Origin of the sequence: Streptomyces sp. PKU-EA00015, from assembly GCF_013387495.1 — a bacterium.
Classification (GTDB): domain Bacteria; phylum Actinomycetota; class Actinomycetes; order Streptomycetales; family Streptomycetaceae; genus Streptomyces.
In genome coordinates, this window is sequence record NZ_JABZEE010000049.1 from 61,763 (window position 1) to 84,579 (window position 22,817).

A 22,817-nucleotide genomic window follows, 5' to 3' on the forward strand; every position below is an offset into this window, starting at 1 on the left:
GTCACGCCTGGTCACCTTCGCGCATGGGGATGCGGACGCCCTTGTCGGCGGCGACGGTCTCGGCGATGTCGTAGCCGGCGTCGACGTGGCGGATGACGCCCATGCCCGGGTCGTTGGTCAGCACCCGGCGGACCTTCTCGCCGGCCAGCCTCGTGCCGTCCGCGACCGTCACCTGACCCGCGTGGATCGAACGGCCCATGCCCACACCGCCGCCGTGGTGGATCGACACCCACGAGGCGCCCGAGGCCACGTTCACCATCGCGTTCAGCAACGGCCAGTCCGCGATCGCGTCCGACCCGTCCAGCATCGCCTCCGTCTCCCGGTACGGAGAGGCGACCGAACCGCAGTCCAGATGGTCACGGCCGATGGCCAGCGGCGCGGCCAGCTCGCCCGAGGCGACCATGTCGTTGAACCGCTCTCCGGCCTTTTCCCGCTCGCCGTAGCCCAGCCAGCAGATCCGCGCCGGCAGGCCCTGGAAGTGGACACGCTCGCCCGCCATCTTGATCCAGCGCGCCAGCGACTCGTTCTCCGGGAAGAGCTCGAGCATCGCCTTGTCGGTCTTGTGGATGTCCGAGGCCTCGCCCGAGAGCGCCGCCCAGCGGAACGGGCCCTTGCCCTCGCAGAACAGCGGCCGGATGTAGGCGGGGACGAAGCCGGGGAAGGCGAACGCCCGGTCGTAGCCCGCGAGCTGGGCCTCGCCGCGGATCGAGTTGCCGTAGTCGAAGACCTCGGCGCCCGCGTCCATGAAGCCGACCATGGCCTCCACGTGCCGGGCCATGGACTCACGGGCTCGGGTGGTGAACCCGGCCGGGTCCTTCGCCGCGTACGACTGCATGTCGCCGAAGTCGACACCGACGGGGAGGTACGACAGGGGGTCGTGCGCGCTGGTCTGGTCGGTGACGATGTCGATGGGCGCGCTCTCGGCGAGCATGCGCGGAAGGAGGTCCGCCGCGTTGCCCAGCAGGCCGATGGAGAGCGGGCGGCGCGCATCGCGGGCCCCGACCGCCAGCTGGAGGGCATGCTCCAGGGAGTCCGCCTTCACGTCCAGGTAGCGGTGCTCGATACGGCGCTCGATCGCGCGGGGGTCGCAGTCGATGCAGATCGCCACGCCGTCGTTCATGGTGACGGCGAGCGGCTGGGCGCCGCCCATGCCGCCCAGACCCGCCGTCAGCGTGATCGTCCCCGCCAGCGTCCCGCCGAACTTCTTCGCCGCCACCGCCGCGAACGTCTCGTACGTGCCCTGCAGAATGCCCTGCGTACCGATGTAGATCCACGACCCGGCCGTCATCTGCCCGTACATGGTCAGACCCAGCTGCTCCAGACGCCGGAACTCCTCCCAGTTCGCCCAGTCCCCCACCAGGTTCGAGTTCGCGATCAGCACCCGCGGCGCCCACTCGTGCGTCTGCATGACGCCGACCGGGCGGCCGGACTGGACGAGCATCGTCTCGTCCTGCTTGAGGGTCTTCAGCGTGCGCACCATCGCGTCGAAGGAGCGCCAGTCGCGGGCCGCCTTGCCGGTGCCGCCGTACACGACGAGCTTGTCCGGGTGCTCGGCCACCTCGGGGTCGAGGTTGTTCTGGAGCATCCGGAGTGCGGCTTCCTGCTGCCATCCCAGTGCGCTCAGCTCGCTGCCGCGCGGTGACCGTACGGGGCGGGGTCCTGACATGGCGTTGCCTCCTCGCGAGGGTGTGTCGATTTTCTATTCACATACTTACCTTCTGAATAGATGTAGTCAACCGCTGCGGCGCGACCCGCCGGATGATTGGCTGGCGGACATGACTGTCGACCGCCGGGACCTGGCCGTACGAGCGGCCGTGGAACAGGGACTTCTCACCGAGGACCAGCCCGTCACCGCCCTCCTCGACGTGGCGGGTATCCGCTCCTCGGTGGCGGCGCTGCGGGCCGCCTTCGCCGCCGTCACCGACGCGCCGGTGCTGCACGCCTTCGCCGTCAAGGCCGCCCCGCTGGTGCCGGTCCTCGCCCTCCTGCACGCCGAGGGCATCGGCGCGGAGGTCGCGAGCCCCGGCGAACTGGCGCTCGCGCGGGCCGCCGGCCTGCCCGCCGCTCTGACCGTGCTCGACTCCCCCGCCAAGACCGGCGCCGAGCTGCGCGAGGCCCTCGCCCTGGGGATCGCGGTCAACGCGGACAACTTCCAGGAACTGTGGCGTATCGACGCCCTGATGGCCGAGGGACCGAGCGCCTCGCCGCTGGGCCTGCGCGTCAATCCGCAGGTCGGCGGCGGCTCGATCGGGGCGCTGTCGACGGCCACCCCGACCTCCAAGTTCGGCTTCGCGCTCGCCGACGCGGGGGCCAGGGAAGCGGTCGTGCGCGCCTACGCGGAACGCCCCTGGCTGACCCGTCTGCACACCCACTCCGGTTCCCAGGGAATGCCGCTCGCGCGCATGGCTCAGGGCGTCCTCGCGGTCTACGAGCTCGCCGAGGAGATCAACGCGGCGGCCGGCCGGCGGCAGGTCGACACGATCGACATCGGCGGCGGCCTCCCGGTCAACTTCGCCTCCGACGAGCACACGCCGACCTTCGCCGCGTACGCCCGGCAGCTGAAGGAGCACGTGCCGGGCCTCTTCGACGGGCGCTACGGACTGGTCACCGAGTTCGGCCGCTCCCTCATCGCCAAGCACGGCCTGGTCCTCGCCCGTGTCGAGTACGCGAAGTCCGCCGGCGGCCGTCCCATCGCCGTCACCCACGCCGGCGTCCAGGTCGCCACCCGCACCGTCTACGACCCGGTGTCCTGGCCGCTGAGGATCGCCGCGTACGACGCCAAGGGCCTGCCCAAGCCGGGGCCGGACGTGGCGCAGGACGTCGCGGGACCGGCCTGCTTCGCCGGCGACCTGCTCGCCGAGAAGCGGGCCCTGCCGCTGCTGGAGCAGGGCGACGTGATCGCGGCGCTCGACACGGGCGCGTACTACTTCTCCAGCCACTACGGCTACAACAGCCTGCCGAGGACGCCCGTGCACGGCTTCACCACCGCACCGGACGGCGGGGTGCGGTTCGTCACCGTCCGGGAGGCCCAGAGCATGGAGGCGATCGTCGCGGAGTCCGGAGGAGCTCAGCGGGACGCCCTGCTCGGCTGAGCCCCGCCGCCCGGCCCTGCTCGGCCGACGCGCCCGTGGCGCGAAGGCGAGCGCCGGACACCGGTGGTTCCATGGACCCATGGCTACCAGCACTGTCGTCGTCGAGCGCCTGATCCTCGCGGCGCCCGGAGCCGTGTGGCAGGCCCTGACCGACATCCAGGGCTGGGAGCGCATCCTCGGCGGCGTGGAGCGGATCGAGGTGCTCTCGTCCGGCGGTTTCGGCGTGGGCACCCGGTGGCGCGAGACCCGGCGGATGCTCGGCAAACAGGCCACGGAGGAGATGTACGTGACGGCCTGCGAGCCGCCCGAGCGCTATGTCGTGGAGGCGGACTCGCAAGGCACCCACTACGTCTCGGAGTTCAGGCTGCTGCCGGCGGGCCAGGACGCGACGACGGTCCGCATGACCTTCGGTGCCAAGCCGCCCGGCGGCTTCACAGGCCTGCTCGCGAAGGTCCTCGGCGGGCTCGGTGCCAGAGCGGTGCGCAACGCGGTCACCAGGGACCTGGACGACGTCGCCGCCGCTGTCGAGCGCCGGGGCGACTGACCGGACACCCGCGTCCCCCGGTCCGCCGCACGGGTAGCGGCACGCATCACGCACAGCACGCAGGGGCAGAAACCTTCCCATCCGACTCCGGGAGAGGTGTTCCATGGCCACATCCGCAGCGTCCGAGGCACCAGCGGCACAGGGCGGGCTCAAACGGGTGATCGGGCCCAGGCTGCTGATCCTCTTCGTGATCGGCGACATCCTCGGCACGGGCATCTACGCCACCACCGGCGCAGTGGCGGGCAAGGTCGGCGGGGCACTGTGGCTGCCGTTCGCGATCGGCTTCGTGGTCGCCATCCTGACGGCAGCGTCGTACGTCGAACTGGTCGGCAAGTACCCGAAGGCCGCCGGGGCGGCGCTGTACACCCAGAAGGCCTTCAAGGTCCCCTTCCTGACCTTCATCATCGGGTTCATGGTGATGTGCTCCGGCCTGTCCTCGGCGAGCGCGGCCGCCCGTGCGTTCGGCGGGGACTACTTCCAGGAGTTCACCGACGCCGTCCCGTCGACGCTCATCTCGATCGTCTTCATCCTCGCCCTCGCCGGACTGGCGCTGCGGGGCGTGTCGGAGTCCGTGAAGACCAATATGGTGCTGACCGTCGTCGAACTCACCGGTCTCGTGGTGATCCTGGGCATCGGCGCCTGGGCGGTGGTGACCGGCGACGGGGAGCCGTCCCGGCTGGGTGAGTTCGAGGCGTCCGGCACCGGGTACGCGCTGATCACGAGCGTCCTCGGGGCGACGGCGCTGGGCTTCTTCGCGTTCGTCGGATTCGAGGACTCGGTCAACATGGCCGAGGAGACCCGTGATCCGGTCCGCACGTTCCCCCGCGCGATCTTCACCGGTGTCGCCGTCACCGGCACCATCTACGTGCTCGTCGCGCTGGTGTCCTCGCTGCTCGTCGACTACCGCACGCTGGAGAAGTCGAGCGGCCCGCTGCTGGAGGTGGTCAAGGCGGGAGGCGTCGCCTTCCCGCCGAAACTCTTCGCGCTGATCGCCTTGTTCGCGGTCACCAACTCGGCCCTGATCAACATCATGATGGCCTCCCGGCTCTGCTACGGGCTGGCCAACGAGAAGGTGCTGCCGCGCGGCATGGGAAAGGTCCTCCGCAGGCGCCGCACCCCCGTCACCGGCATCGTGTTCGTGGCGCTGCTGGCCATCGGGCTGGTGTCGACGGGCGAGATCGCCGGGCTCGGCGACACCACCGCGTTCCTGCTGCTGTGCGTCTTCACCGTGGTCAACGTGGCCGTCCTGGTGCTGCGCAAGGACCGCGTGGAGCACCGGCACTTCCGTACGCCGACGATCCTGCCGGTCATCGGCGCCACCACCGCGCTGATCCTCGCCAGCCCGCTGGCCGACCGGGCGGCGGACGTCTACATCAGGGCCGGTGTGCTGGTCGGCATCGGCATCGTGCTGTGGGGCGTCAACAAACTGGTGATGAAGCTGCGCCACGAGGAGGTGGCAGGCACCGGCAACGGATAGGGCTCCCGGCCGGGCGGACTCTACCGGGCGCGCGCATGTTCCGATGGAAAATGCCAGAACTCACCCGAACGGGCGCCACGTTGCGTAACCTCTCCGTCACTGCCGCGCCGGTGCGCGGCACACCGAGGCGGGGAGGGGAGTCCGCGTGCCCGGAATCGACGAGTGTCTGCTGCAAGCCATGGTGGTGCCCGGGGCCCGGGGAGCCTCCATCGTGGACTGGACCAGCGGCCTCGCCCTCGGCACCGTCGGGGAGACCCCAGGCGGCGACCACGAGGCCACCGCGGCCGAGACGGCCGAACTGGCCAGGATGGCCGCCGAGTACCCGTCCTTCGCAACCGACGAGACCCCGGCACCCGACGGCGCCAAGGGGTTACCCGTCGAGGACCTCATCGTCACCACCCGCACCGGATACCACGTGATGCGGTTCGTGGAGACCACGTTCGACAGCAGTGTGTTCCTGCATCTGTGGCTCGACCGGGACACCGGCAATCTGGCGCTCGCCCGGCTGCGCCTCGCGGACCTCGCAGAGCGGCTGGTCCTCGGATGACCGCAGCGGCCACGACCGTCTCCCCCATGCTCGTGCGGCTGGCCGAGGAGCGCGCCACCGGCGTCCTGGTCCGTGACCACGGGGCCCTCTACCTCGCCGACGGCCAGGTGGTGCACGCCGAGAGCCCGGCAGCACCCGGCCTCGACGTGCTGCTGACCGCCGGCGGCCAACTGGCACCCGAAGGCTGGCAGGAGGCGGTGGCCAGGGCCGGCGCACGCCGCGAAGTGGCACGCTTCCTCGTCGACAGCGGCCAGGTCACCGGCGGCGCACTGGAGATCTGCCATCTCGGTGCCCTCCACGACGCCGCCTTCTTCGCCCTGGCCCCCGGCAGCGGACCGACCCGCTTCCGCTACGGCGTCGCGCACTGGATCGGCACCGTGCGCCCCGTGCCCGCTGCGGCCGTCGTCCGGGAGGCGCGCCGGCGGCGCGGGCTGCTCGACTCCGTGTGGCCGCACCCCGAGGTGGACACCGCACCGCTGCGCCGCCGTCCGCCGGGCCACGGCGCCACGGCCACCCGCAGACAGCGGGCGCTGCTGGAGCTCGCCGACGGTGTGCGCACCCCGCCGGCGATCGCCCGGGCCGTCGGCCGTCCCGCATTCAACACCCTGATCGAGGTACGGCGGATGGCCGCCGCGGGGCTCGTCGAGACACCGTCGGAGCCCGCCGCGCCCGCCCCCGCCTCGCTGCCCGACTGGGTCGCCGGATTCCCCGCCGACCCGGACATCGCCCTGTTACGCCGGCTCCGCGACGCTCTGGAGGCAAGCCTGTGACCCACCGCACGACCCACCGGGCCCTGCGCACACCGTCATGAGGCGTGCTTTGAGGCTGCGCGCCGAGAGGAGACAGCTCATGACGGCCGAGACCGAGGTGCTCGGTGAACTCAGAAGACTGCGCGCCCGTGTGCCGCAGCTGACCGGTGTGCTCGCCGCGAGCGTCGACGGCCTGGTGCTGGCGACGGACACCCCGGACGCGGAGGGCGTCGCAGCGCTCACCGCCGCCGCGCTCGGGGTCGCGCTGCGGCTGACCGAGGCGACCGGACAGGGCGGCTTCAAGGAACTGCTCGTACGGGGCGAGGCGGGCTACATCGCCACCTATGCGGCCGGCTCGTCGGCCGTGCTCACCGTACTGGCCGAGCCGCGCATCAACGTGGGCCGGCTCCATCTCGAGGCCCGCCGGGCCTGTGTCCGTGTCGGGGCGCTGGTGGACGCCGCCCTCGAACGACCGCAGGAGGCCTGACACATGCCCGCCGCCCCCGCAGACCCACCCGCACGAAACCGCACCGGAACGACCCGCAACACAACCACCGCAAGAACGACAGCCAACCGACGGAAGGAACGTGCGCCTGCCATGGCCAACACCGAGACCGCGCTCAAGGAAGCCACCACCATCGAAGGTGCCATCGGCGCCGCGCTCGTCGACTACACCAGCGGCATGGCGCTGGGCACCATCGGCGGCGGCAAGGACCTCGACCTCACGGTCGCCGCCGCCGGGAACACCGACGTGGTCCGCGCCAAGGTCCGCACCATGGAGCACCTGGGCCTCAAGGACGAGATCGAGGACATCCTGATCACCCTCGGCTCGCAGTACCACCTGATCCGCCTGATGAAGGGCCGCGGCTCCAACGGCCTGTTCCTGTACCTGGCCTTGGACAAGGAGCGCGCGAACCTGGCGATGGCCCGACACCAGTTGAAGAGGATCGAGGCCGAGCTGGAGGTCTGACCCCGGCCCCGCTCAGCTCCGGCGCCGCGCCCCTCCGGGCGCGGCGTCACCGGCGGCGATCCCGGTCGTACAAAAGCCCTTGACGGGCTTGCCGACCGCTCCCCCGGCCAGCCAGTCCGTACGCATCCACAGCAGCGTCTCCTCCGTGCGCTCGCGCCGGCCCAGCCACACGGCCTTGAGCCACAGGCCCGCTCCCGCGCCGGCGAGCAACGCCCCTCCCGCAGCCGGCAGCACGAGCGAGCTCGCGACGGCGGCGAGGAAGGCGAGCAGCAGCCACCAGCGGCGCGACCGGCGCACCACCTTCATCGTCACCCGGCGGTCCTGGAGCACGTCGTGCCGTCCGGCACGGGTCGCGCAGTCCGCGAGACGCGTGTACCGACGGCGCCGCACGAGAGCGACCGCGGCAGCGGTGACAAGGAACAGTACGGCCCCCGCCGGCACCCCGATGCGACGTCCGGTGAGCCCCGGCAGCAGCAGCCCGGTCCCGGCGGCGAGGACGCCGAGCCACCACAGGGGCGCCGCGCCCGCCCGTACCGTCACCGCCACCCGCGCCAACGACTGCGCTCCGCGCCCCACTGCCCGTTCCCTTCCGCCGAGTTCCGTTGCCGCGGGAGGGTAGCGGCCGTTTCTGAGCGGTGCATGAGAATCGCGAAGGGGCGCCTGCCTAGTCCACGAACAGGCCGCGCTCCGCCGCCTGCGCGTCGAAGTCCTCGAGCCGCGCCTGGGCGTCCGGGAGGTCGTCGCACATGGCCTCCAGCAGCACACGCCCGAGCAGCATCGGGGCGCACGCCGTGTCGAAGGCGAGGCCCGTGCCCACGGCGGCGGGGATCAGCAGATCGCTGTGGGCCGCTACCGGCGCGAACGCCGAGTCCGCGACGGTCACCACCTTCAGTCCGGCCGCGCGCGCGTACTCCAGCGCCGCCACGACCTCCTTGGGGTGGCGCGGCAGCGCGAAGCACAGGAGCGCGCTCGCCCCGGCCCGCCGCGCGGAGTCGATGCGGTCGGCGAGCATCGAGCCGCCCTCGTCGAGGAGGCGGACGTCGGGGTGGACCTTGGCGGCGAAGTACGCGAAGCCGCGGGCCTGCGAGGACGCGGCGCGCAGCCCGAGCACCGGCAGCGGACGGGAGGCGGCGAGCAGCCGCCCGGCGCGCTCCACGAGGGACGGGTCGGCGAGCATCTCGGCCAGCTGCCGCAGATTCTCGATCTCGGCCTGGACCGCCTGCTGGTACTCGTTGTTCGTGTCCTCGTGCGCGACGGCCTCCGGCGGCACGACCTCGCGCAGGTGCCTGCGCAGCGCCGGGTAGCCGTCGAAGCCGAGGGCGACGGCGAAGCGGGTGACCGACGGCTGGCTGACGCCCGCGAGTTCGGCGAGCTCCACGCTGGACAGGAACGGCACGTCCCCGGCCCGGCGGACCATGCTGTGCGCGATGCGCCGCTGGGTCGGGGTGAGGCGGTGCCCCTCGAAGAGCAGCTGCAGCCGCGCCGCAGGGCTGTCGTTCATGCCATCCCCCTCGTCCGGCCCCAACTATTCAGCCACCGACAACTCTGCATGACCATATGCAGCTGCCCGGCGGAGGGGCAAGAGCGGCCCTGACGGGTGAATCCGAGTGGTCGGCCGGGTGCATTGCGTCAAGACTCCGTAACAGAAGGTCGCGGCGCGCTGCCTCTCGACACTGCGCGGCGGGCGGCTGTGGCGTGTCCCGGTCGTCGGGGGCGCCGGGGCTGCCGTCGGAGCAGGTCCCGACCCACCGCAAACGGAAGGCAGCACCATGAACGAAGCCGAGGCACTCACGGAGCAGGCCGAGGAGACCGCCGTGGAGACGACGGACGACTCCGCCTGGGAGACCCCGGGGCACACGGTCGTCGAGACCGCGCGGGAAGTCACCGGCCAGTACAGCGACTCCGTCTAGCCGGCGGGGATGGTGATCGAGTGGTGACCACGCTGCTCACCCCGGTCGGCGACGCCCCCTGGAGCACCGCGGAGTTCGAGTCACGGCTCCGCGCGGTGCCCGAGGAGCGGTACCACGACCGCCACGCCTTCAGCATCCGCATGCACAGCGGCGCTCTCAGCCGGGCCGAGTTGCGCTGCTGGATCGCCAACCGCTTCCACTACCAGCGCCACATCCCCGTCAAGGACGCCCTGATCACCGCCAAGCTTCCCACCTGCGCACTGCGCCGCATGTGGCTGCGCCGCATTCAGGACCACGACGGCCTGGACGACGGCGAGGGCGGCATCGAGCAGTGGCTGCGACTGGGCGAGGCGGCCGGCATCGACCGCGAGACGCTGCTGCGCGGCGACACCGTGCTGCCGGGCGTACGGCTCGCCGTCGACGGCTACGTGAACTTCTGCCGCCTGCGCCCGCCCCTCGAAGCCGTCGCCGCCTCGCTGACCGAACTGGCCGCCCCGGACCTGATGCGCACCCGCATCGACGCCTTCGAACGCCACTACCCGTGGATCGAACCGGACGGCCTCGCCTGCTTCCGCTCCCGCGTCTCCCAGGGCGGGCGGGACAGTGCCGAGGCGCTCGGGCTGGTCCTCTCCTGGGCGTGCACCCGCGACGACCAGGAACGTGCGGTGGCGGCGCTCCGCTTCAAGTGCGACGTCCTGTGGGCGCTCCTCGACGCCGTTGCCCACGCTCACTGCCCGGAGGGGTCGTGAAGGCGTCGCACGCGGACGGCTGGCAGCCGGCCCTGGCCCCGGTCATCGTGCGCCGCCACGACCAGGTCCGGGGCACGGACCTGCTGGTCCTCCCCGAACGTGTCGTCGTCCTCACCGGCAGAGCCGCTGTCGTCGTCGAGCTGTGCGACGGGACCCGCACCGTGCGGGCGATAGTCGAGGAGCTGACCGGACGCTTCCCGGGCGCTCCGGTCGCCACGGACGTCCCGCCGTTCCTCGACCGTCTGCGGCAGGAGGGCTGGCTGCAATGACGTCCGGCGCACCCGGCCGCCCGCTCCGGTGCCCGCGGACTCACGTGGCGGTCGCGTGAGCTGACCACCGATCAGTGGACGGACGGCGTACCAGGAAGGCGAGTTCGGCGGACACCTTCGACGCCGTCGTCGAACGGGCGTCTGCCCCCGCCCCACAGGGGTGCCGGCCCCACTGACGCGGTCGTGGCCCCGGCCTGGTCGTCGCCTGGCTCGGCATCGTCGGCGTGAACGCCGCCCACGCGGCGCACCTGTGGCCCTCCCTGGCAGCGGGCTTCACGGCGCCGCAAGTCCGACTGGGAGGAATAGGCCGGGCCGTTGAAGAATGTCGCGGGGACCGCCGCACCCCCGGCGAGCCGGGGGGCGGGACGACGGCGGTCCCCGCGAAGGACACGGACCGGGTCAGGGCCGGTCTCCGCGTCCGTGGCGTCCAGGGGTCCGGGAGCCGCTCCGGAAGTCCTTGACGCCGCTGGCTGCCGGCCGGGTTACCTGCCCGGTCCCCCTGCCGACATCCACCAATGTGCCGGACGCGTGTTAAGCGGGTGCTGCGCGAACGTGTCGCCCTCGTACCGTTTTCACGAAAGGACTTCCGCCGCCGGTTACTTGGCGTCGTTCGCGAGGAAGGCGAGCAGGTCCTGACGGCTCACCACACCCGTCGGCTTGCCCTCGACCAGCACGATCGCCGCGTCCGCGAAGTCGCCGAGCACCGTCATCAGGTCGGCCACGGGCTCGCCGGAGCCCACCTGGGGCAGCGGGGCGGACATGTGCTTCTCCAGCGGGTCGTGCAGCGAGGCGCGCTGGGTGAACAGGGCGTCGAGCAGCTCGCGCTCGACCACCGAGCCGATGACCTCGGCGGCCATCACGTCCGGGTGGCCGGCGCCGGGCTTGACGATCGGCATCTGCGAGACGCCGTACTCGCGCAGCACCTCGATGGCCTGGCCGACGGTCTCCTCCGGATGCATGTGCACCAGGCTGGGGATGGCGCCGCCCTCCTTGTGGCGCAGCACGTCCCCCACGTTCGCGGAGCCCGTCTCCTCCAGGAAGCCGTAGTCGGCCATCCACTCGTCGTTGAAGATCTTGGAGAGGTAGCCGCGGCCGCTGTCGGGAAGCAGGACGACCACGATGTCGTCCGGGCCGAGCCGCTCGGCGACGCGCAGGGCGGCGACGACCGCCATGCCGCAGGACCCGCCGACGAGCAGGCCCTCCTCCTTGGCGAGGCGGCGGGTCATCTGGAAGGAGTCCTTGTCGGACACGGCGACGATCTCGTCGGTGACGGTCCGGTCGTAGGCGCTCGGCCAGAAGTCCTCGCCGACGCCCTCGACGAGGTAGGGCCGCCCGGAGCCGCCGGAGTACACCGAGCCCTCGGGGTCGGCGCCGATGATCTTCACACGGCCGTCGCTCACCTCCTTGAGGTAACGGCCGGTGCCCGAGATCGTGCCGCCGGTGCCGACGCCCGCGACGAAGTGGGTGATCCTCCCCTCCGTCTGCTCCCACAGCTCCGGACCGGTGGTCTCGTAGTGCGAGCGCGGGTTGTTCGGGTTGGAGTACTGGTCCGGCTTCCAGGCGCCGGGGGTCTCCCGCACAAGGCGGTCGGAGACGTTGTAGTACGAGTCCGGGTGCTCGGGGTCCACCGCGGTGGGGCACACGACGACCTCGGCACCGTACGCGCGCAGCACGTTGATCTTGTCCGTGGACACCTTGTCCGGGCAGACGAAGATGCACTTGTAGCCCTTCTGCTGGGCCACGATCGCGAGTCCGACACCGGTGTTCCCGCTGGTCGGCTCGACGATGGTGCCACCGGGCTTCAGCTCGCCGCTCTGCTCGGCCGCCTCGATCATCCGCAGGGCGATGCGGTCCTTCACCGACCCGCCGGGGTTGAAGTACTCGACCTTGGCGAGGACGGTCGCCGAAATGCCTGCGGTCACGTTGTTCAGCTTCACCAGCGGGGTGTCGCCGACGAGGCTGATCATCGAGTTGTGGATACGCACAGTGTTCTCCGGGGTCTCCGTAATGGTGCGGCCAGCGTATGCCGGATGGGCGCTGGATTGGGCGACACCGGCTACGGGGCAGTTAGCTCTAGTACGGCAAGACGGCGGCCTGCGAGGGCCGCGAGGAGGTGGCTGTGTCGAGGGCGAGGGTGGCCAGGCGCATCGCGGCGGGTGCCGCGTACGGCGGAGGCGGTATCGGCGTGATCGGTGCGGCGGCGGTGGGCGTGCTGCTGGCGGAGGTCCAGCTGGCGAAGCGCTCGGTCGGCGGGGGCACGGCACCCATCCCCCCACGGGGCAACGGCCTGTACGGGATGGCGTTCGGCCGGGACGACCCGCTGTATCTCGCGGTCCTCGGCGACTCCACGGCGGCCGGCCAGGGCGTGCGCAGGGCCGGCCAGACGCCGGGGGCGCTGCTGGCCTCCGGGCTCGCGGCCGTGGCCGAGCGACCGGTCGAGGTCCGCAACATCGCGCTGCCGGGCGCCCAGTCGGACGACCTGGAGCGGCAGGTGACCCAGCTCCTCGCGGACCGCACCCGGACCCCCGACGTGTGCGTGATCATGATCGGCGCGAACGACGTCACGCACCGGATGCCGCCGACGCAGTCGGTGCGCTACCTGGCGTCGGCGGTGCGCCGGCTGCGGACGGCCGGGGCGGAGGTGGTCGTCGGCACGTGCCCGGACCTGGGCACGATCGAGCCGGTGTACCAGCCCCTGCGCTGGCTGGCCCGCCGGGTGTCGCGGCAGCTGGCGGCCGCGCAGACCATCGTGGTGGTGGAGCAGGGCGGGCGCACGGTTTCGCTGGGCGACCTGCTCGGCCCCGAGTTCGCGGCGAACCCGCGCGAGATGTTCGGCGCGGACAACTACCACCCCTCCGCCGAGGGGTACGCCACGGCGGCGATGGCGATGCTGCCGACCCTGTGCGCGGCCCTCGGCCTGTGGCCGGAGACCGACGCGCTGGACGTGGACCGCGACGAGGACATGCTGCCTGTGGCGCGTGCGGCGGCGACCGCCGCCTCGGAGGCGGGCACCGAGGTCACGGGCGCACGGGCGCCCTGGGCGCTGCTCAAGCACCGCAGGCGCCGCCGTCTCCCGGCGGCGGAGGTGCCCCCGACCCCGGAGAGGGAGCCCGCGGAGGCCCGCGTGGAGACGGACTGACGGCCGTACACTTTTCACTGAACAAGCGCTTAGAAAAGAGTCCCTCATCACACGGCCCGTACGGTGACCAGGCCGGTACGTACGGGTAACTTCCCAGTCAGTCAGCCTGACCGTCCTTCTTTTCCCATGGAGCCGTGATGCCCGAAGCCGTGATCGTCTCTGCCGCCCGTTCGCCCATCGGCCGGGCCTTCAAGGGCTCCCTGAAGGAGCTGCGGCCCGACGACCTGACCGCCACGATCATCCAGGCCGCGCTCGCCAAGGTGCCCGAGCTGGACCCCCGCGACATCGACGACCTGATGCTCGGCTGCGGCCTGCCCGGTGGCGAGCAGGGCCACAACCTGGGCCGTATCGTCGCCGTGCGGATGGGCATGGACCACCTCCCCGGCTGCACCGTCACCCGCTACTGCTCCTCGTCGCTGCAGACCTCGCGCATGGCCCTGCACGCCATCAAGGCGGGCGAGGGCGACGTCTTCATCTCGGCGGGCGTCGAGATGGTCTCCCGCTTCGTCAAGGGCAACTCCGACACCCTGCCGGACACGCACAACCCGTTCTTCGCCGAGGCCGAGGCACGCACCGCTGCCGTCGCCGAGACCGAGGGCACCACCTGGCACGACCCGCGCGAGGACGGCCTCGTCCCCGACGCGTACATCGCCATGGGGCAGACCGCCGAGAACCTGGCCCGCTGGAAGGGCGTGACCCGCCAGGAGATGGACGAGTTCGGCGTGCGCTCGCAGAACCTGGCCGAGGAAGCCATCAAGAACGGCTTCTGGGAGCGGGAGATCACCCCGGTGACGACCCCCGACGGCACGGTCGTCAGCACGGACGACGGCCCGCGCGCGGGCGTCACCCTGGAGGGCGTCCAGGGCCTCAAGCCCGTCTTCCGCCCCGACGGCATGGTCACCGCGGCCAACTGCTGCCCGCTCAACGACGGTGCCGCCGCGCTCGTCATCATGAGCGACACCAAGGCCCGCGAGCTCGGCCTGACCCCGCTCGCCCGCATAGTCTCCACCGGCGTCTCGGGCCTCTCGCCCGAGATCATGGGCCTCGGCCCGGTCGAGGCGTCGAAGCAGGCTCTGCAGCGCGCGGGCCTGACCTCCTCCGACATCGACCTGGTCGAGATCAACGAGGCGTTCGCGGCGCAGGTCATCCCGTCCTACCGCGACCTCGGCTTCGACCTGGACAAGGTCAACGTCAACGGCGGCGCGATCGCGGTCGGCCACCCCTTCGGCATGACCGGCGCGCGGATCACCGGCACGCTGATCAACAGCCTCCAGTTCCACGACAAGCAGTTCGGCCTGGAGACGATGTGCGTGGGCGGCGGCCAGGGCATGGCGATGGTCATCGAGCGGCTGAGCTGAGCCGGAGCGGAGGGTAGGGGTCGCCCCGGCGCCCCCACCCGCAGCGGTGCGAAGGACCGGGCGGATCTGCCGCCCTGACGCGGTCCCGCGGGTCTACGCGCTGTGGATCTCAGTTCGTGACGCAATCTCCCCCAGGATGTGACCTATCTCCTGGGGGAGACTCTTTTGCCAGGTCAAAGCCTTTTTCCGGCTAAACACAAGGCACAAAGTCCTGTCCAATTCGTGACGTAATGCACTGACAGGAGGCGCGGGCACATCGCAAGCTGAGGTAGGAAGTCGGGGGTATCGAGTGAAACCGGGAGTACGTCAGTGAGCGCCATGCCTCTTGCCCTGCTGCTGACCGCGGCCGCCGCCACGGCCGTGGGCGCCGCTGCCCTGCACGCCGCCCACGGACTCCGCAAGCAGGTCACCGCCCTGCGCGCCGAGCTCGCCGCGTCGTACGGGCCCGGCCGCACGGCCTCCGTACCCGCGGCCCGCACCAGCGACACCGCCGAGATACGCGCGGCCGTCGCCGAGGCGCTGGCCGAGGAGCGGGAGCGCGAGCTGGCCGAGGCGCGCGCCTTCTGGGCGGCGCAGGAGGCCCGGGACGCCGCGGACGCCTCCGCCCGCTACGCCGGCGACGGCTCCGCGCCGCAGTTCGGCGGCCTTCCCGGCGGGGACGAGATCCCGCCGTTCTTTGTGCCCCGCCAAGCCGACTTCGTGGGTCTGGAGGCCATGGACCTGGACGCCGTTGAGGGACTCGACGACATGGCGGACCTGCCGGAGATGACCGAGTTCGCCGAGGACTCCCCCGAGCTGGCAGCCGCCCGCCGCCGCCACCCCTCGCACCCCGACTTCGTCCCGGTCCAGACGCCGGTGGTCACCGACCACGAGCGCACGGTCGCACGGCTCGAGGAGCTGGCCGAGACCGGTACCGAGCTGGCCGACGTCCGGCCGGGTCCGCTGGGGACGCTCGACGTGTACGTGTTCGCCGACGGGACGACGCTGTGCATGACGCCCGGCCACCGCGAGACCGCCGAACGCCTCGCCGAGGCGCTGCGCGCGGGCCACGCGCCCGTCCTGCTCGGTGGTTCCGGCGTCTCGGGCGCGTACGCCCTGACCTTCACCTGCGGCGAGGAGAGTGTCTACATCCTCGCGGACCGCGTGATCGCCTCCCACTGAGGCTCCCCGGGCCCCCGCCGCCCGCCGAGCACCTAGAGCCCCGCCCGCGCCGCGGCCTCCTGTACGAGGACGACCGCGGCGTCAACCTGTTCGGAACCTGCCGGGCTGAACCGCAGGGCCTCGGCCATGTCACGGACCGCCACCATCAGCTGGTCCGCCACCACGAACACCCCCTCGTCGGGCATGATCATCGGCTCGCCCGACGGGTCCTCCAGACGCTGCGCCCGCACCGACAATTCCCTGGCCAGGGCCAGCCCCTCGGCCGCCGCGCCCCGTTGGAGACGGCTCTGCGGGGCCGCCCGCAACCGGTCCGCGAATCGCTCACCGACGGTGATCAGTTCACTCGTATCAAGCACGCCGCGACCCTACGCGCCCTCGCGGGACTGTTGCCAATACGCGAACCCTCAGGCACGGTTGCGTGAAGAGCACACGCGCAATGCGTCCGGAGGCGCCGATGTCCCAAGTCTTCTCCGAAGAGACCCATCGAAATCTGCTCTCCCGAATCCCCGAGTGCACCGGTCGTGAGATCTCCGACTGGCTGCGCACCGTCGAAGAAGGTCCGTCGCTCTTCCGCTTCGAGGAGAAGGTCAGCTGGCTACGCGGCGAACACAACCTCTCGTACGGCCAGGCCAAAGCGATCATCCATGAGTACGATCTGAGGCGCGCCGCGCGCAAGCTGCTGTAGCGGCTTGGCGGAATCGCGCACGAGCAACGGAAAGGGCCCGCCCGGCAAGTGCCGGGCGGGCCCTTCGTGCGTGTGCCGCACGGGTGACGACCTGGATCAGTCGTCGCCCTGGAGGATCGACAGCAGACGCAGCATCTCCAGGTAGATCCACACCAGGGTCAGGGTGAGGCCGAAGGCCGCCAGCCAGGACTCCTCGCGCGGAGCGCCGTACGCGATGCCGTCCTCGACCTGCTTGAAGTCCAGGGCGAGGAAGCAGGCGCCGAGGATGACGCCGATGACACCGAACAGGATGCCGAGGCCGCCGCTACGGAAGCCGAGGCCGTCACCGCCACCGAAGACGGAGAACAGCAGGTTCACCAGCATCAGCAGGACGAAGCCCATCGCCGCCGCCATCACGAAGCCGTAGAAACGGCGCGTGACACGGATCCAGCGCATCTTGTAGGCGATCAGCACGCCGGCGAAGACCGCCATCGTGCCGAGCACGGCCTGGGCGACCACGCCGTCCGAGATGTACGTGGAGACCGCGCTGGAGATCACGCCGAGGAAAACGCCCTCGAAGGCCGCGTACAGCAGGATCAGCGCGGGCGAGGCCTTGCGCTTGAACGCCTGGACGAGCGCCAGCACCATCGCGACCAGAGCCGCGCCGACGGCGATGCCGTACGACGTGCCGAGGTTGGCCGGGTCGACCGGCAGCAGCACCCAGGACAGGATCGCGGTGAGCACGACCGTGCCGAGGGTCATGGCGGTGCGCGTGACGACGTCGTCGATCGTCATCACGCCCGTGCGGGCGGGAGCCTGCACGGGAGCGCCGGCCTGCGTGCCTGCCGGGGCGTAGGGGTTGGTGGCGTACGGGTTGCCCGCGCCCTGTGCGTAGGGGTTCGTTCCAGCGGCGGGGCCCCCGGCCTGCGTCTGCTGCGCGTTGAAGCCCGCGTAGCCGTTGTCGCGGCTGAACCCCCGTCGCGAGAAGACCGGGTTGCTGCTCCTCATCTCACTCCTCCTTGGCCACCGTGCGCGGCCTAGAAGTCAAGAGTAATGCGGAAGCAAAGAGAACACCCTAGTGCTCGGGGAGGATCTTTCCGAGATCGTGACGTACCGAACGGCCGCCGGGCCGGTGGCCTGGCGGCTGCGGGACGGGTGCCCGAGGCGCAGGTGTGCCCGGAGCCGGACTTGAACCGGCACGCCCCGAGGGGCAGCGAGGTTTAAGCTCGCCGTGTCTGCATTCCACCATCCGGGCGTGTACGCGGCTCCGCGTTGGCACACGAGCCTATCGGTGGAGATCGAACCGGCATCGGCCCCGATGGCCCGATGTTGTCTTATTTTATTGGCACCTGAGGGTCCGTCAGTGCTGGTACATGGGTGTTCGTACCCGCAGCACAGGGGTCCTGCCCGCCCGCGCCCGGCATCGGGAATGACGGAAAACTGCCGGGCGCGTATGTCAGGTCGGCACCGGTCCGCCGTCCCCCGGCCGGGCTCAGGGGCGCTGTCATACCCAAGGATGACGAGCACGCCGCCCGGTCCGACCGGAGAGGGCCCCGGGAACGGGCATCGGGAGTGACGATTCGCCGCCGGGCGGGCGACACGATGGGGTGGTCCCCGCAGCACAAGGCCGACAGGAGCCCTTCTCGTGACCACCACGCCCATCGCTCACCGCGCCACCGCCGTGGCCGCCCGCGCCACGGACCTTTCCAAGGTGTACGGACAGGGCGAGACCCAGGTGGTCGCACTCGACCGGGTGAGCGTCGACTTCCGCCAGGCGGAGTTCACCGCGATCATGGGGCCCTCGGGCTCCGGCAAGTCGACGCTGATGCACTGCGTCGCCGGCCTCGACACCTTCAGCTCCGGCTCCGTGCGCATCGGCGACATCGAGCTCGGCTCCCTGAAGGACAAGCAGCTGACCCAGCTGCGCCGCGACAAGATCGGCTTCATCTTCCAGGCGTTCAACCTGCTGCCGACGCTGACCGCGCAGGAGAACATCACGCTCCCCATGGACATCGCGGGCCGCAGGCCCGACAAGGAGTGGGTGCAGCGCGTCATCGAGATGGTCGGTCTGCGGGACCGGCTCGGCCACCGTCCGGCCCAGCTGTCCGGCGGCCAGCAGCAGCGCGTGGCCGTGGCCCGCGCCCTGGCCTCCCGGCCCGAGATCATCTTCGGTGACGAGCCGACCGGAAACCTGGACTCGCGCTCGGGCGCCGAGGTGCTGGGCTTCCTGCGGAACTCGGTGCGCGAGCTCGGCCAGACCGTCGTCATGGTGACCCACGACCCGGTGGCCGCCTCCTACGCCGACCGCGTGATCTTCCTGGCGGACGGGCGGATCGTCGACGAGATGCTGAGCCCGAGCGCCGACGGGGTCCTCGACCGGATGAAGGCCTTCGACGCCAAGGGCCGCACGAGCTGACGCTCCCCCGCCCGGCGGGCCGTACGACCGGCCCCGCGCCCCGGGTGTGCGGCGACGCACCGCACGCCTGAGGGGCCCCTCCTCTCCTGTTGTCATCGTCCGGCCCGTGGCCGAGCCCGCCGGGCTCCTTCGTCGCGCGCCGGCCCACTCCCAGGACACACCATGTTCCGTACCGCCCTGCGCAATGTGCTCGCGCACAAGGCCAGGCTGCTGATGACCGTGCTCGCCGTGATGCTCGGCGTGGCCTTCGTCTCCGGCACCCTGGTCTTCACCGACACCCTCGGCAACGCCTACCGCAAGCAGTCCGCCAAGAGCTACGACGACGTCGCGGTCGCCGTGACCACCTACGCCGACCCGGACGACAGCCGGAAGAACCCCGGAATCGACGACAGGACCCTCGAGAAGATCCGCGCCCTCGACGGCGTGGCCGGAGCCACCGGACGGGTCTCCGGTTTCGCCGGGGTCGCCGACCAGGACGGCAAGCTCATCGGCAACGGCTGGTCCAACACCGGAGCCAACTTCGCCCCCGGCGAGGACGGCGAGGACCCGGCGTACGACTTCACCGACGGCACGGGCCCGAAGGCGGCCGGCGAGATCGCCCTCGACAAGGACTCCGCGGAGAAGGGCTCGTACAAGGTCGGCGACACCGTACGCGTCGCCACCAACGGTCCGGTGAAGGAGTACACCCTCGCCGGGGTGTTCACCACCGAGGACGGGGCGGTGAACGCGGGCGGCAGCCTGGTCCTGTTCGACACCGCCGTCGCGCAGAAGCTCTACCTCCAGCCCGGCTACTACAAGGACGTCACCGTCACCGCCGCGGCGGGCGCGTCCGACGCGAAGATCCTCGGCGCCGTCGAGCCCCTGCTGCCCGAGGACGCCGAGGCCCAGACCGGCACGCAGCTCGCCGACGACCAGGCCCGGCAGATCGAGAGCGGCCTGTCGAACCTCAACACGATGCTGCTCGCCTTCGCGGCCATCGCCCTGTTCGTCGGCGTCTTCCTGATCGCCAACACCTTCACCATGCTCGTCGCCCAGCGCACCAAGGAGCTGGCGCTGCTGCGCGCCGTCGGCGCCTCGCGCCGCCAGGTCAAGCGCTCGGTGATCCTCGAGGCCATGGTCGTCGGAGCGGTCGCCTCGGTGGTCGGCTTCGTCCTGGGCCTCGGTCTGGCCACCGGGCTGCGGTCCGCGATGAGCGCGTTCGGGGCGAAGGTGCCGGCCGGTCCGCTGGTGGTGTCCCCGACCGCGGTCGCCGCGGCGTTCGCCGTCGGTGTGCTGATCACGATGCTGGCGGCGTGGCTGCCGGCCCGCCGCGCCGCGAAGATCGCGCCGGTCGCGGCGATGGGCAGCGTGCACGCGGTCGCGACGACCAAGTCGCTCGTCCTGCGGAACAGCATCGGCGGCGCCGTCACCCTGCTCGGCGCGGCCGGCATCGTCGGTGGCGCGGCGATCGGCAAGGACGGCCGGATGCTCATCGGCGCCGGCGCCTTCTTCGCCCTGGTCGGCGTCATCGTCCTCATCCCGCTGCTGTCGCGGCCGGTCATCGCCCTGGCCCGCCCGCTCCTGCACAAGGTGTTCGGTGTGTCCGGCAAGCTGGCCGGACAGAACGCGGTCCGCAACCCGCGCCGCACCGGCGCCACCGCCTCCGCGCTGGCGATCGGCCTGACCCTGGTCACCGGCCTGTCGGTACTCGGCGCGACGATGGGCCGGGCCGTCGACAGGATGACGACGGACAACATCCGGGCCGACTACATGGTCTCGATGGCCGGCGGCGGGGCCCTGGACGAGTCGGCGCTGGAGGCGATCCGGAAGGCGAAGGGCATCAGCGCGGTCTCGCCGCAGCAGGCGACGTCGCTGGAGATCAAGGGCACCTGGCACGCTGCGTCGGCGGTCACCCCCGGTGCCGTGGAGAAGGTCTTCGACCTGAAGACGGTGTCCGGATCGCTCGCGACACTCGCCAAGGGCGAGATCGCGGTCGCCGAGGACACGGCGAAGTCCAACGGCTACAAGGTCGGTGACACGCTGCCGGCGGACTTCGGCGACGCGGACGAGCCGGAGAAGAAGAACGTGCGGATCGGCGCCGTCTACCAGGGCAACGAGTTCCTTTCGCCGGTGCTGGTGTCGACCGACCTGGTGGCCCCGTACGAGACCAAGCCGTTCATCCCCGAGATCTGGGTGGCCATGGACGGCGGTGCGAGCGAGGCGAACGAGCAGGCGCTGGTGGACGCGCTCGGCGACAACCCGGCGATGAGCGTCATGGACCAGCAGGACATCCGGAACATGTTCGGCGGCTTCATCAACACGGCGCTGAACATCATGTACGGCCTGCTCGCGATGGCCCTGATCATCGCGGTGCTCGGCGTGATCAACACACTGGCGATGTCGGTGTTCGAGCGCCAGCAGGAGATCGGCATGCTGCGCGCGATCGGTCTCGACCGGCGGAAGGTGAAGCGGATGATCCGCCTGGAGGCCGTGGTCATCTCGGTGTTCGGCGCGGTGATCGGTGTGGGCCTGGGTGCGTTCCTGGCGTGGGCGATCGGCGAGACGATCCGCTCCGAGATCCCGGGCTACGCGCTGATCCTGCCGTGGGACCGGATCGGGATCTTCCTGCTGCTGGCCGGTGTGGTGGGCGTGCTGGCGGCGATGTGGCCGGCACGGAGCGCGGCGCGGCTGAACATGCTGACGGCGATCAAGACGGAGTAGGCCGGGGGGCCTGGGGGCCGGGGGGTCCGCGCGGCGGTGTGGCCGCTGCGCGGAGCCGTTCCCCACCCCGCCCTCCCCCTACGGCCTGGCGGCCGTGGGAGATACCCCCATCCCGTAACCGGGGCAAGCCCCGGACCCCGGACCGCGCTTCGCGCGGTGTCCTCAACCTCCCCCTACGGCCTGGCGGCCGTGGGGAGTGCCCCCAGAGGGGCTGATTTCGCTCCGCCGAATCCAGCCCGCCGGCGCTTGAGGCGCGGGGGGTCCCCGCACGCCCGCAGGGCGTAGGCGGGGGGTCCCGCCCACGCCCGCCAGGCCGTAGGCGGCGGTCCCTCCCACAACCGCCAGGCCGTAGGCGGCGGTCCCTCCCACACCCGCCAGGCCGTAGGCGGCGGTCCCTCCCACACCCGCCAGGCCGTAGGCGGCGGTCCCTCCCACACCCGCCAGGCCGTAGGCGGCGGTCCCTCCCACACCCGCCAGGCCGTAGGCGGCGGTCCCTCCCACACCCGCCAGGCCGTAGGCGGCGGTCCCTCCCACACCCGCCAGGCCGTAGGCGGCGGTCCCTCCCACACCCGCCAGGCCGTAGGCGGCGGTCCCTCCCACACCCGCCAGGCCGTAGGCGGCGGTCCCTCCCACACCCGCCAGGCCGTAGGCGGCGGTCCCTCCCACACCCGCCAGGCCGTAGGCGGCGGTCCCTCCCACACCCGCCAGGCCGTAGGCGGCGGTCCCTCCCACACCCGCCAGGCCGTAGGCGGCGGTCCCTCCCACACCCGCCAGGCCGTAGGCGGCGGTCCCTCCCACACCCGCCAGGCCGTAGGCGGCGGTCCCTCCCACACCCGCCAGGCCGTAGGCGGCGGTCCCTCCCACACCCGCCAGGCCGTAGGCGGCGGTCCCTCCCACACCCGCCAGGCCGTAGGCGGCGGTCCCTCCCACACCCGCCAGGCCGTAGGCGGCGGTCCCTCCCACACCCGCCAGGCCGTAGGGAGAGGGTCCGGGGGCGGAGCCCCCGGTTCGGATGGGGGCACCTCCTCCGGCCGCCAGGCCGACGGGAGGGCGGGGTGGGGAACAGGCTCCG

General features: G+C 71.6%; 23 protein-coding genes and 1 tRNA gene. 16 read left to right on the forward strand and 8 right to left on the reverse strand.

The genetic code is table 11. From position 1 onward, the window contains the following. Window position 1: 1 nt before the first annotated feature. The gene (gene hutU / locus HW130_RS27050) at window positions 2-1,666 is read right to left on the reverse strand and encodes a urocanate hydratase (protein WP_177152340.1); all 1,665 of its coding nucleotides are present in this window, start codon (window positions 1,664-1,666) and stop codon (window positions 2-4) included. Window positions 1,667-1,775: 109 nt separating this feature from the next. Between hutU and HW130_RS27055 the strand changes: the two genes are divergently transcribed. From HW130_RS27055 to HW130_RS27085, 7 genes are all read left to right on the forward strand, one after another. Next, window positions 1,776-3,092, forward strand: a complete 1,317-nt coding sequence (locus tag HW130_RS27055) for a diaminopimelate decarboxylase (RefSeq protein WP_177152341.1) — start codon at window positions 1,776-1,778, stop codon at window positions 3,090-3,092. A 79-nt stretch (window positions 3,093-3,171) separates the two neighbouring features. Further along, on the forward strand, window positions 3,172-3,636 hold the full coding sequence (locus HW130_RS27060; RefSeq protein ID WP_177152342.1) for an SRPBCC family protein: 465 nt from the start codon (window positions 3,172-3,174) through the stop codon (window positions 3,634-3,636). Between the two features lie 103 nt (window positions 3,637-3,739). Next, window positions 3,740-5,113, forward strand: coding sequence for an APC family permease (locus HW130_RS27065; protein WP_177152343.1), 1,374 nt, complete (start codon window positions 3,740-3,742; stop codon window positions 5,111-5,113). Between the two features lie 145 nt (window positions 5,114-5,258). Continuing rightward, window positions 5,259-5,660, forward strand: coding sequence for a hypothetical protein (locus HW130_RS27070; protein WP_177152344.1), 402 nt, complete (start codon window positions 5,259-5,261; stop codon window positions 5,658-5,660). Next, window positions 5,657-6,430 (forward strand): transcriptional regulator, encoded by a 774-nt coding sequence (locus tag HW130_RS27075; protein ID WP_177152345.1) that lies wholly within the window; start codon window positions 5,657-5,659, stop codon window positions 6,428-6,430. Before HW130_RS27070 ends, HW130_RS27075 begins: the two co-directional genes overlap by 4 nt. Before the next feature lie 79 nt (window positions 6,431-6,509). Further along, window positions 6,510-6,896, forward strand: a complete 387-nt coding sequence (locus HW130_RS27080) for a roadblock/LC7 domain-containing protein (RefSeq protein WP_256356369.1) — start codon at window positions 6,510-6,512, stop codon at window positions 6,894-6,896. Between the two features lie 111 nt (window positions 6,897-7,007). Beyond that, complete coding sequence (locus HW130_RS27085; protein WP_177152347.1) at window positions 7,008-7,379, forward strand: hypothetical protein; 372 nt, start codon at window positions 7,008-7,010, stop codon at window positions 7,377-7,379. Window positions 7,380-7,391: 12 nt separating this feature from the next. Here HW130_RS27085 and HW130_RS27090 read toward each other — a convergent pair whose 3' ends face one another. Both HW130_RS27090 and HW130_RS27095 read right to left on the reverse strand, forming a co-directional pair. Beyond that, entirely contained in the window at window positions 7,392-7,955 is a 564-nt protein-coding gene (locus HW130_RS27090; RefSeq protein WP_177152348.1) for a hypothetical protein, read from the reverse strand. An 88-nt stretch (window positions 7,956-8,043) separates the two neighbouring features. Next, window positions 8,044-8,880 (reverse strand): MurR/RpiR family transcriptional regulator, encoded by an 837-nt coding sequence (locus HW130_RS27095; RefSeq protein WP_177152349.1) that lies wholly within the window; start codon window positions 8,878-8,880, stop codon window positions 8,044-8,046. A 268-nt stretch (window positions 8,881-9,148) separates the two neighbouring features. On the opposite strand from HW130_RS27095, the gene HW130_RS27100 reads away from it, so the two are divergent. The 3 genes from HW130_RS27100 to pqqD are packed head-to-tail and all read left to right on the forward strand — an operon-like array spanning window position 9,149 to window position 10,307. Next, window positions 9,149-9,289, forward strand: coding sequence for a pyrroloquinoline quinone precursor peptide PqqA (locus HW130_RS27100; protein WP_177152350.1), 141 nt, complete (start codon window positions 9,149-9,151; stop codon window positions 9,287-9,289). Between the two features lie 20 nt (window positions 9,290-9,309). Then, on the forward strand, window positions 9,310-10,038 hold the full coding sequence (pqqC, locus tag HW130_RS27105) for a pyrroloquinoline-quinone synthase PqqC (RefSeq protein ID WP_177152351.1): 729 nt from the start codon (window positions 9,310-9,312) through the stop codon (window positions 10,036-10,038). Beyond that, window positions 10,035-10,307, forward strand: coding sequence for a pyrroloquinoline quinone biosynthesis peptide chaperone PqqD (gene pqqD / locus HW130_RS27110; protein WP_309140592.1), 273 nt, complete (start codon window positions 10,035-10,037; stop codon window positions 10,305-10,307). The genes pqqC and pqqD overlap by 4 nt, the downstream gene beginning before the upstream one ends. 596 nt (window positions 10,308-10,903) lie before the next feature. Here the strand turns inward: pqqD and HW130_RS27115 are convergent. After that, window positions 10,904-12,292: a cystathionine beta-synthase gene (locus HW130_RS27115; protein ID WP_177152352.1), complete on the reverse strand. Its 1,389-nt coding sequence runs from the start codon at window positions 12,290-12,292 to the stop codon at window positions 10,904-10,906. A 149-nt stretch (window positions 12,293-12,441) separates the two neighbouring features. On the opposite strand from HW130_RS27115, the gene HW130_RS27120 reads away from it, so the two are divergent. From HW130_RS27120 to HW130_RS27130, 3 genes are all read left to right on the forward strand, one after another. After that, window positions 12,442-13,446 carry an SGNH/GDSL hydrolase family protein gene (locus tag HW130_RS27120; protein WP_177152403.1) on the forward strand — a complete coding sequence of 335 codons (1,005 nt, stop codon included), beginning with the start codon at window positions 12,442-12,444 and terminating at the stop codon, window positions 13,444-13,446. A 137-nt stretch (window positions 13,447-13,583) separates the two neighbouring features. Next, entirely contained in the window at window positions 13,584-14,804 is a 1,221-nt protein-coding gene (locus HW130_RS27125) for an acetyl-CoA C-acetyltransferase (RefSeq protein WP_177152353.1), read from the forward strand. Between the two features lie 309 nt (window positions 14,805-15,113). Further along, window positions 15,114-15,965, forward strand: a complete 852-nt coding sequence (locus HW130_RS27130; RefSeq protein ID WP_177152354.1) for a hypothetical protein — start codon at window positions 15,114-15,116, stop codon at window positions 15,963-15,965. Window positions 15,966-15,997: 32 nt separating this feature from the next. Here HW130_RS27130 and HW130_RS27135 read toward each other — a convergent pair whose 3' ends face one another. Beyond that, a complete protein-coding gene (locus tag HW130_RS27135; RefSeq protein WP_177152355.1) occupies window positions 15,998-16,321 on the reverse strand; it encodes a hypothetical protein in 324 nt (107 codons plus the stop codon). A gap of 98 nt (window positions 16,322-16,419) precedes the next feature. On the opposite strand from HW130_RS27135, the gene HW130_RS27140 reads away from it, so the two are divergent. Continuing rightward, window positions 16,420-16,650, forward strand: coding sequence for a DUF4287 domain-containing protein (locus HW130_RS27140; RefSeq protein WP_177152356.1), 231 nt, complete (start codon window positions 16,420-16,422; stop codon window positions 16,648-16,650). 96 nt (window positions 16,651-16,746) lie between these two features. On the opposite strand, the gene HW130_RS27145 is transcribed toward HW130_RS27140, so the two are convergent. Beyond that, entirely contained in the window at window positions 16,747-17,637 is an 891-nt protein-coding gene (locus tag HW130_RS27145; protein WP_177152357.1) for a Bax inhibitor-1/YccA family protein, read from the reverse strand. Window positions 17,638-17,802: 165 nt separating this feature from the next. Next, window positions 17,803-17,884 (reverse strand) — tRNA-Leu (locus HW130_RS27150). 390 nt (window positions 17,885-18,274) lie between these two features. Between HW130_RS27150 and HW130_RS27155 the strand changes: the two genes are divergently transcribed. Together HW130_RS27155 and HW130_RS27160 are read left to right on the forward strand one after the other, a co-directional pair. Further along, window positions 18,275-19,045: an ABC transporter ATP-binding protein gene (locus tag HW130_RS27155; RefSeq protein ID WP_177152358.1), complete on the forward strand. Its 771-nt coding sequence runs from the start codon at window positions 18,275-18,277 to the stop codon at window positions 19,043-19,045. Window positions 19,046-19,207: 162 nt separating this feature from the next. Further along, window positions 19,208-21,745 carry an ABC transporter permease gene (locus HW130_RS27160; RefSeq protein ID WP_177152359.1) on the forward strand — a complete coding sequence of 846 codons (2,538 nt, stop codon included), beginning with the start codon at window positions 19,208-19,210 and terminating at the stop codon, window positions 21,743-21,745. A gap of 162 nt (window positions 21,746-21,907) precedes the next feature. Here HW130_RS27160 and HW130_RS27165 read toward each other — a convergent pair whose 3' ends face one another. After that, window positions 21,908-22,708, reverse strand: a complete 801-nt coding sequence (locus tag HW130_RS27165) for a hypothetical protein (protein WP_177152360.1) — start codon at window positions 22,706-22,708, stop codon at window positions 21,908-21,910. Between the last annotated feature and the right edge of the window lie 109 nt (window positions 22,709-22,817).

Excerpts from the sequence above, each read along its gene's own strand:
- hutU (WP_177152340.1), bottom strand. The coding sequence starts at position 1,666 with ATGTCAGGACCCCGCCCCGTACGGTCACCGCGCGGCAGCGAGCTGAGC.
- HW130_RS27055 (WP_177152341.1), top strand. The coding sequence starts at position 1,776 with ATGACTGTCGACCGCCGGGACCTGGCCGTACGAGCGGCCGTGGAACAG.
- HW130_RS27060 (WP_177152342.1), top strand. The coding sequence starts at position 3,172 with ATGGCTACCAGCACTGTCGTCGTCGAGCGCCTGATCCTCGCGGCGCCC.
- HW130_RS27065 (WP_177152343.1), top strand. The coding sequence starts at position 3,740 with ATGGCCACATCCGCAGCGTCCGAGGCACCAGCGGCACAGGGCGGGCTC.
- HW130_RS27075 (WP_177152345.1), top strand. The coding sequence starts at position 5,657 with ATGACCGCAGCGGCCACGACCGTCTCCCCCATGCTCGTGCGGCTGGCC.
- HW130_RS27080 (WP_256356369.1), top strand. The coding sequence starts at position 6,510 with ATGACGGCCGAGACCGAGGTGCTCGGTGAACTCAGAAGACTGCGCGCC.
- HW130_RS27085 (WP_177152347.1), top strand. The coding sequence starts at position 7,008 with ATGGCCAACACCGAGACCGCGCTCAAGGAAGCCACCACCATCGAAGGT.
- HW130_RS27095 (WP_177152349.1), bottom strand. The coding sequence starts at position 8,880 with ATGAACGACAGCCCTGCGGCGCGGCTGCAGCTGCTCTTCGAGGGGCAC.
- HW130_RS27100 (WP_177152350.1), top strand. The coding sequence starts at position 9,149 with ATGAACGAAGCCGAGGCACTCACGGAGCAGGCCGAGGAGACCGCCGTG.
- HW130_RS27125 (WP_177152353.1), top strand. The coding sequence starts at position 13,584 with ATGCCCGAAGCCGTGATCGTCTCTGCCGCCCGTTCGCCCATCGGCCGG.
- HW130_RS27140 (WP_177152356.1), top strand. The coding sequence starts at position 16,420 with ATGTCCCAAGTCTTCTCCGAAGAGACCCATCGAAATCTGCTCTCCCGA.
- HW130_RS27145 (WP_177152357.1), bottom strand. The coding sequence starts at position 17,637 with ATGAGGAGCAGCAACCCGGTCTTCTCGCGACGGGGGTTCAGCCGCGAC.
- HW130_RS27160 (WP_177152359.1), top strand. The coding sequence starts at position 19,208 with ATGTTCCGTACCGCCCTGCGCAATGTGCTCGCGCACAAGGCCAGGCTG.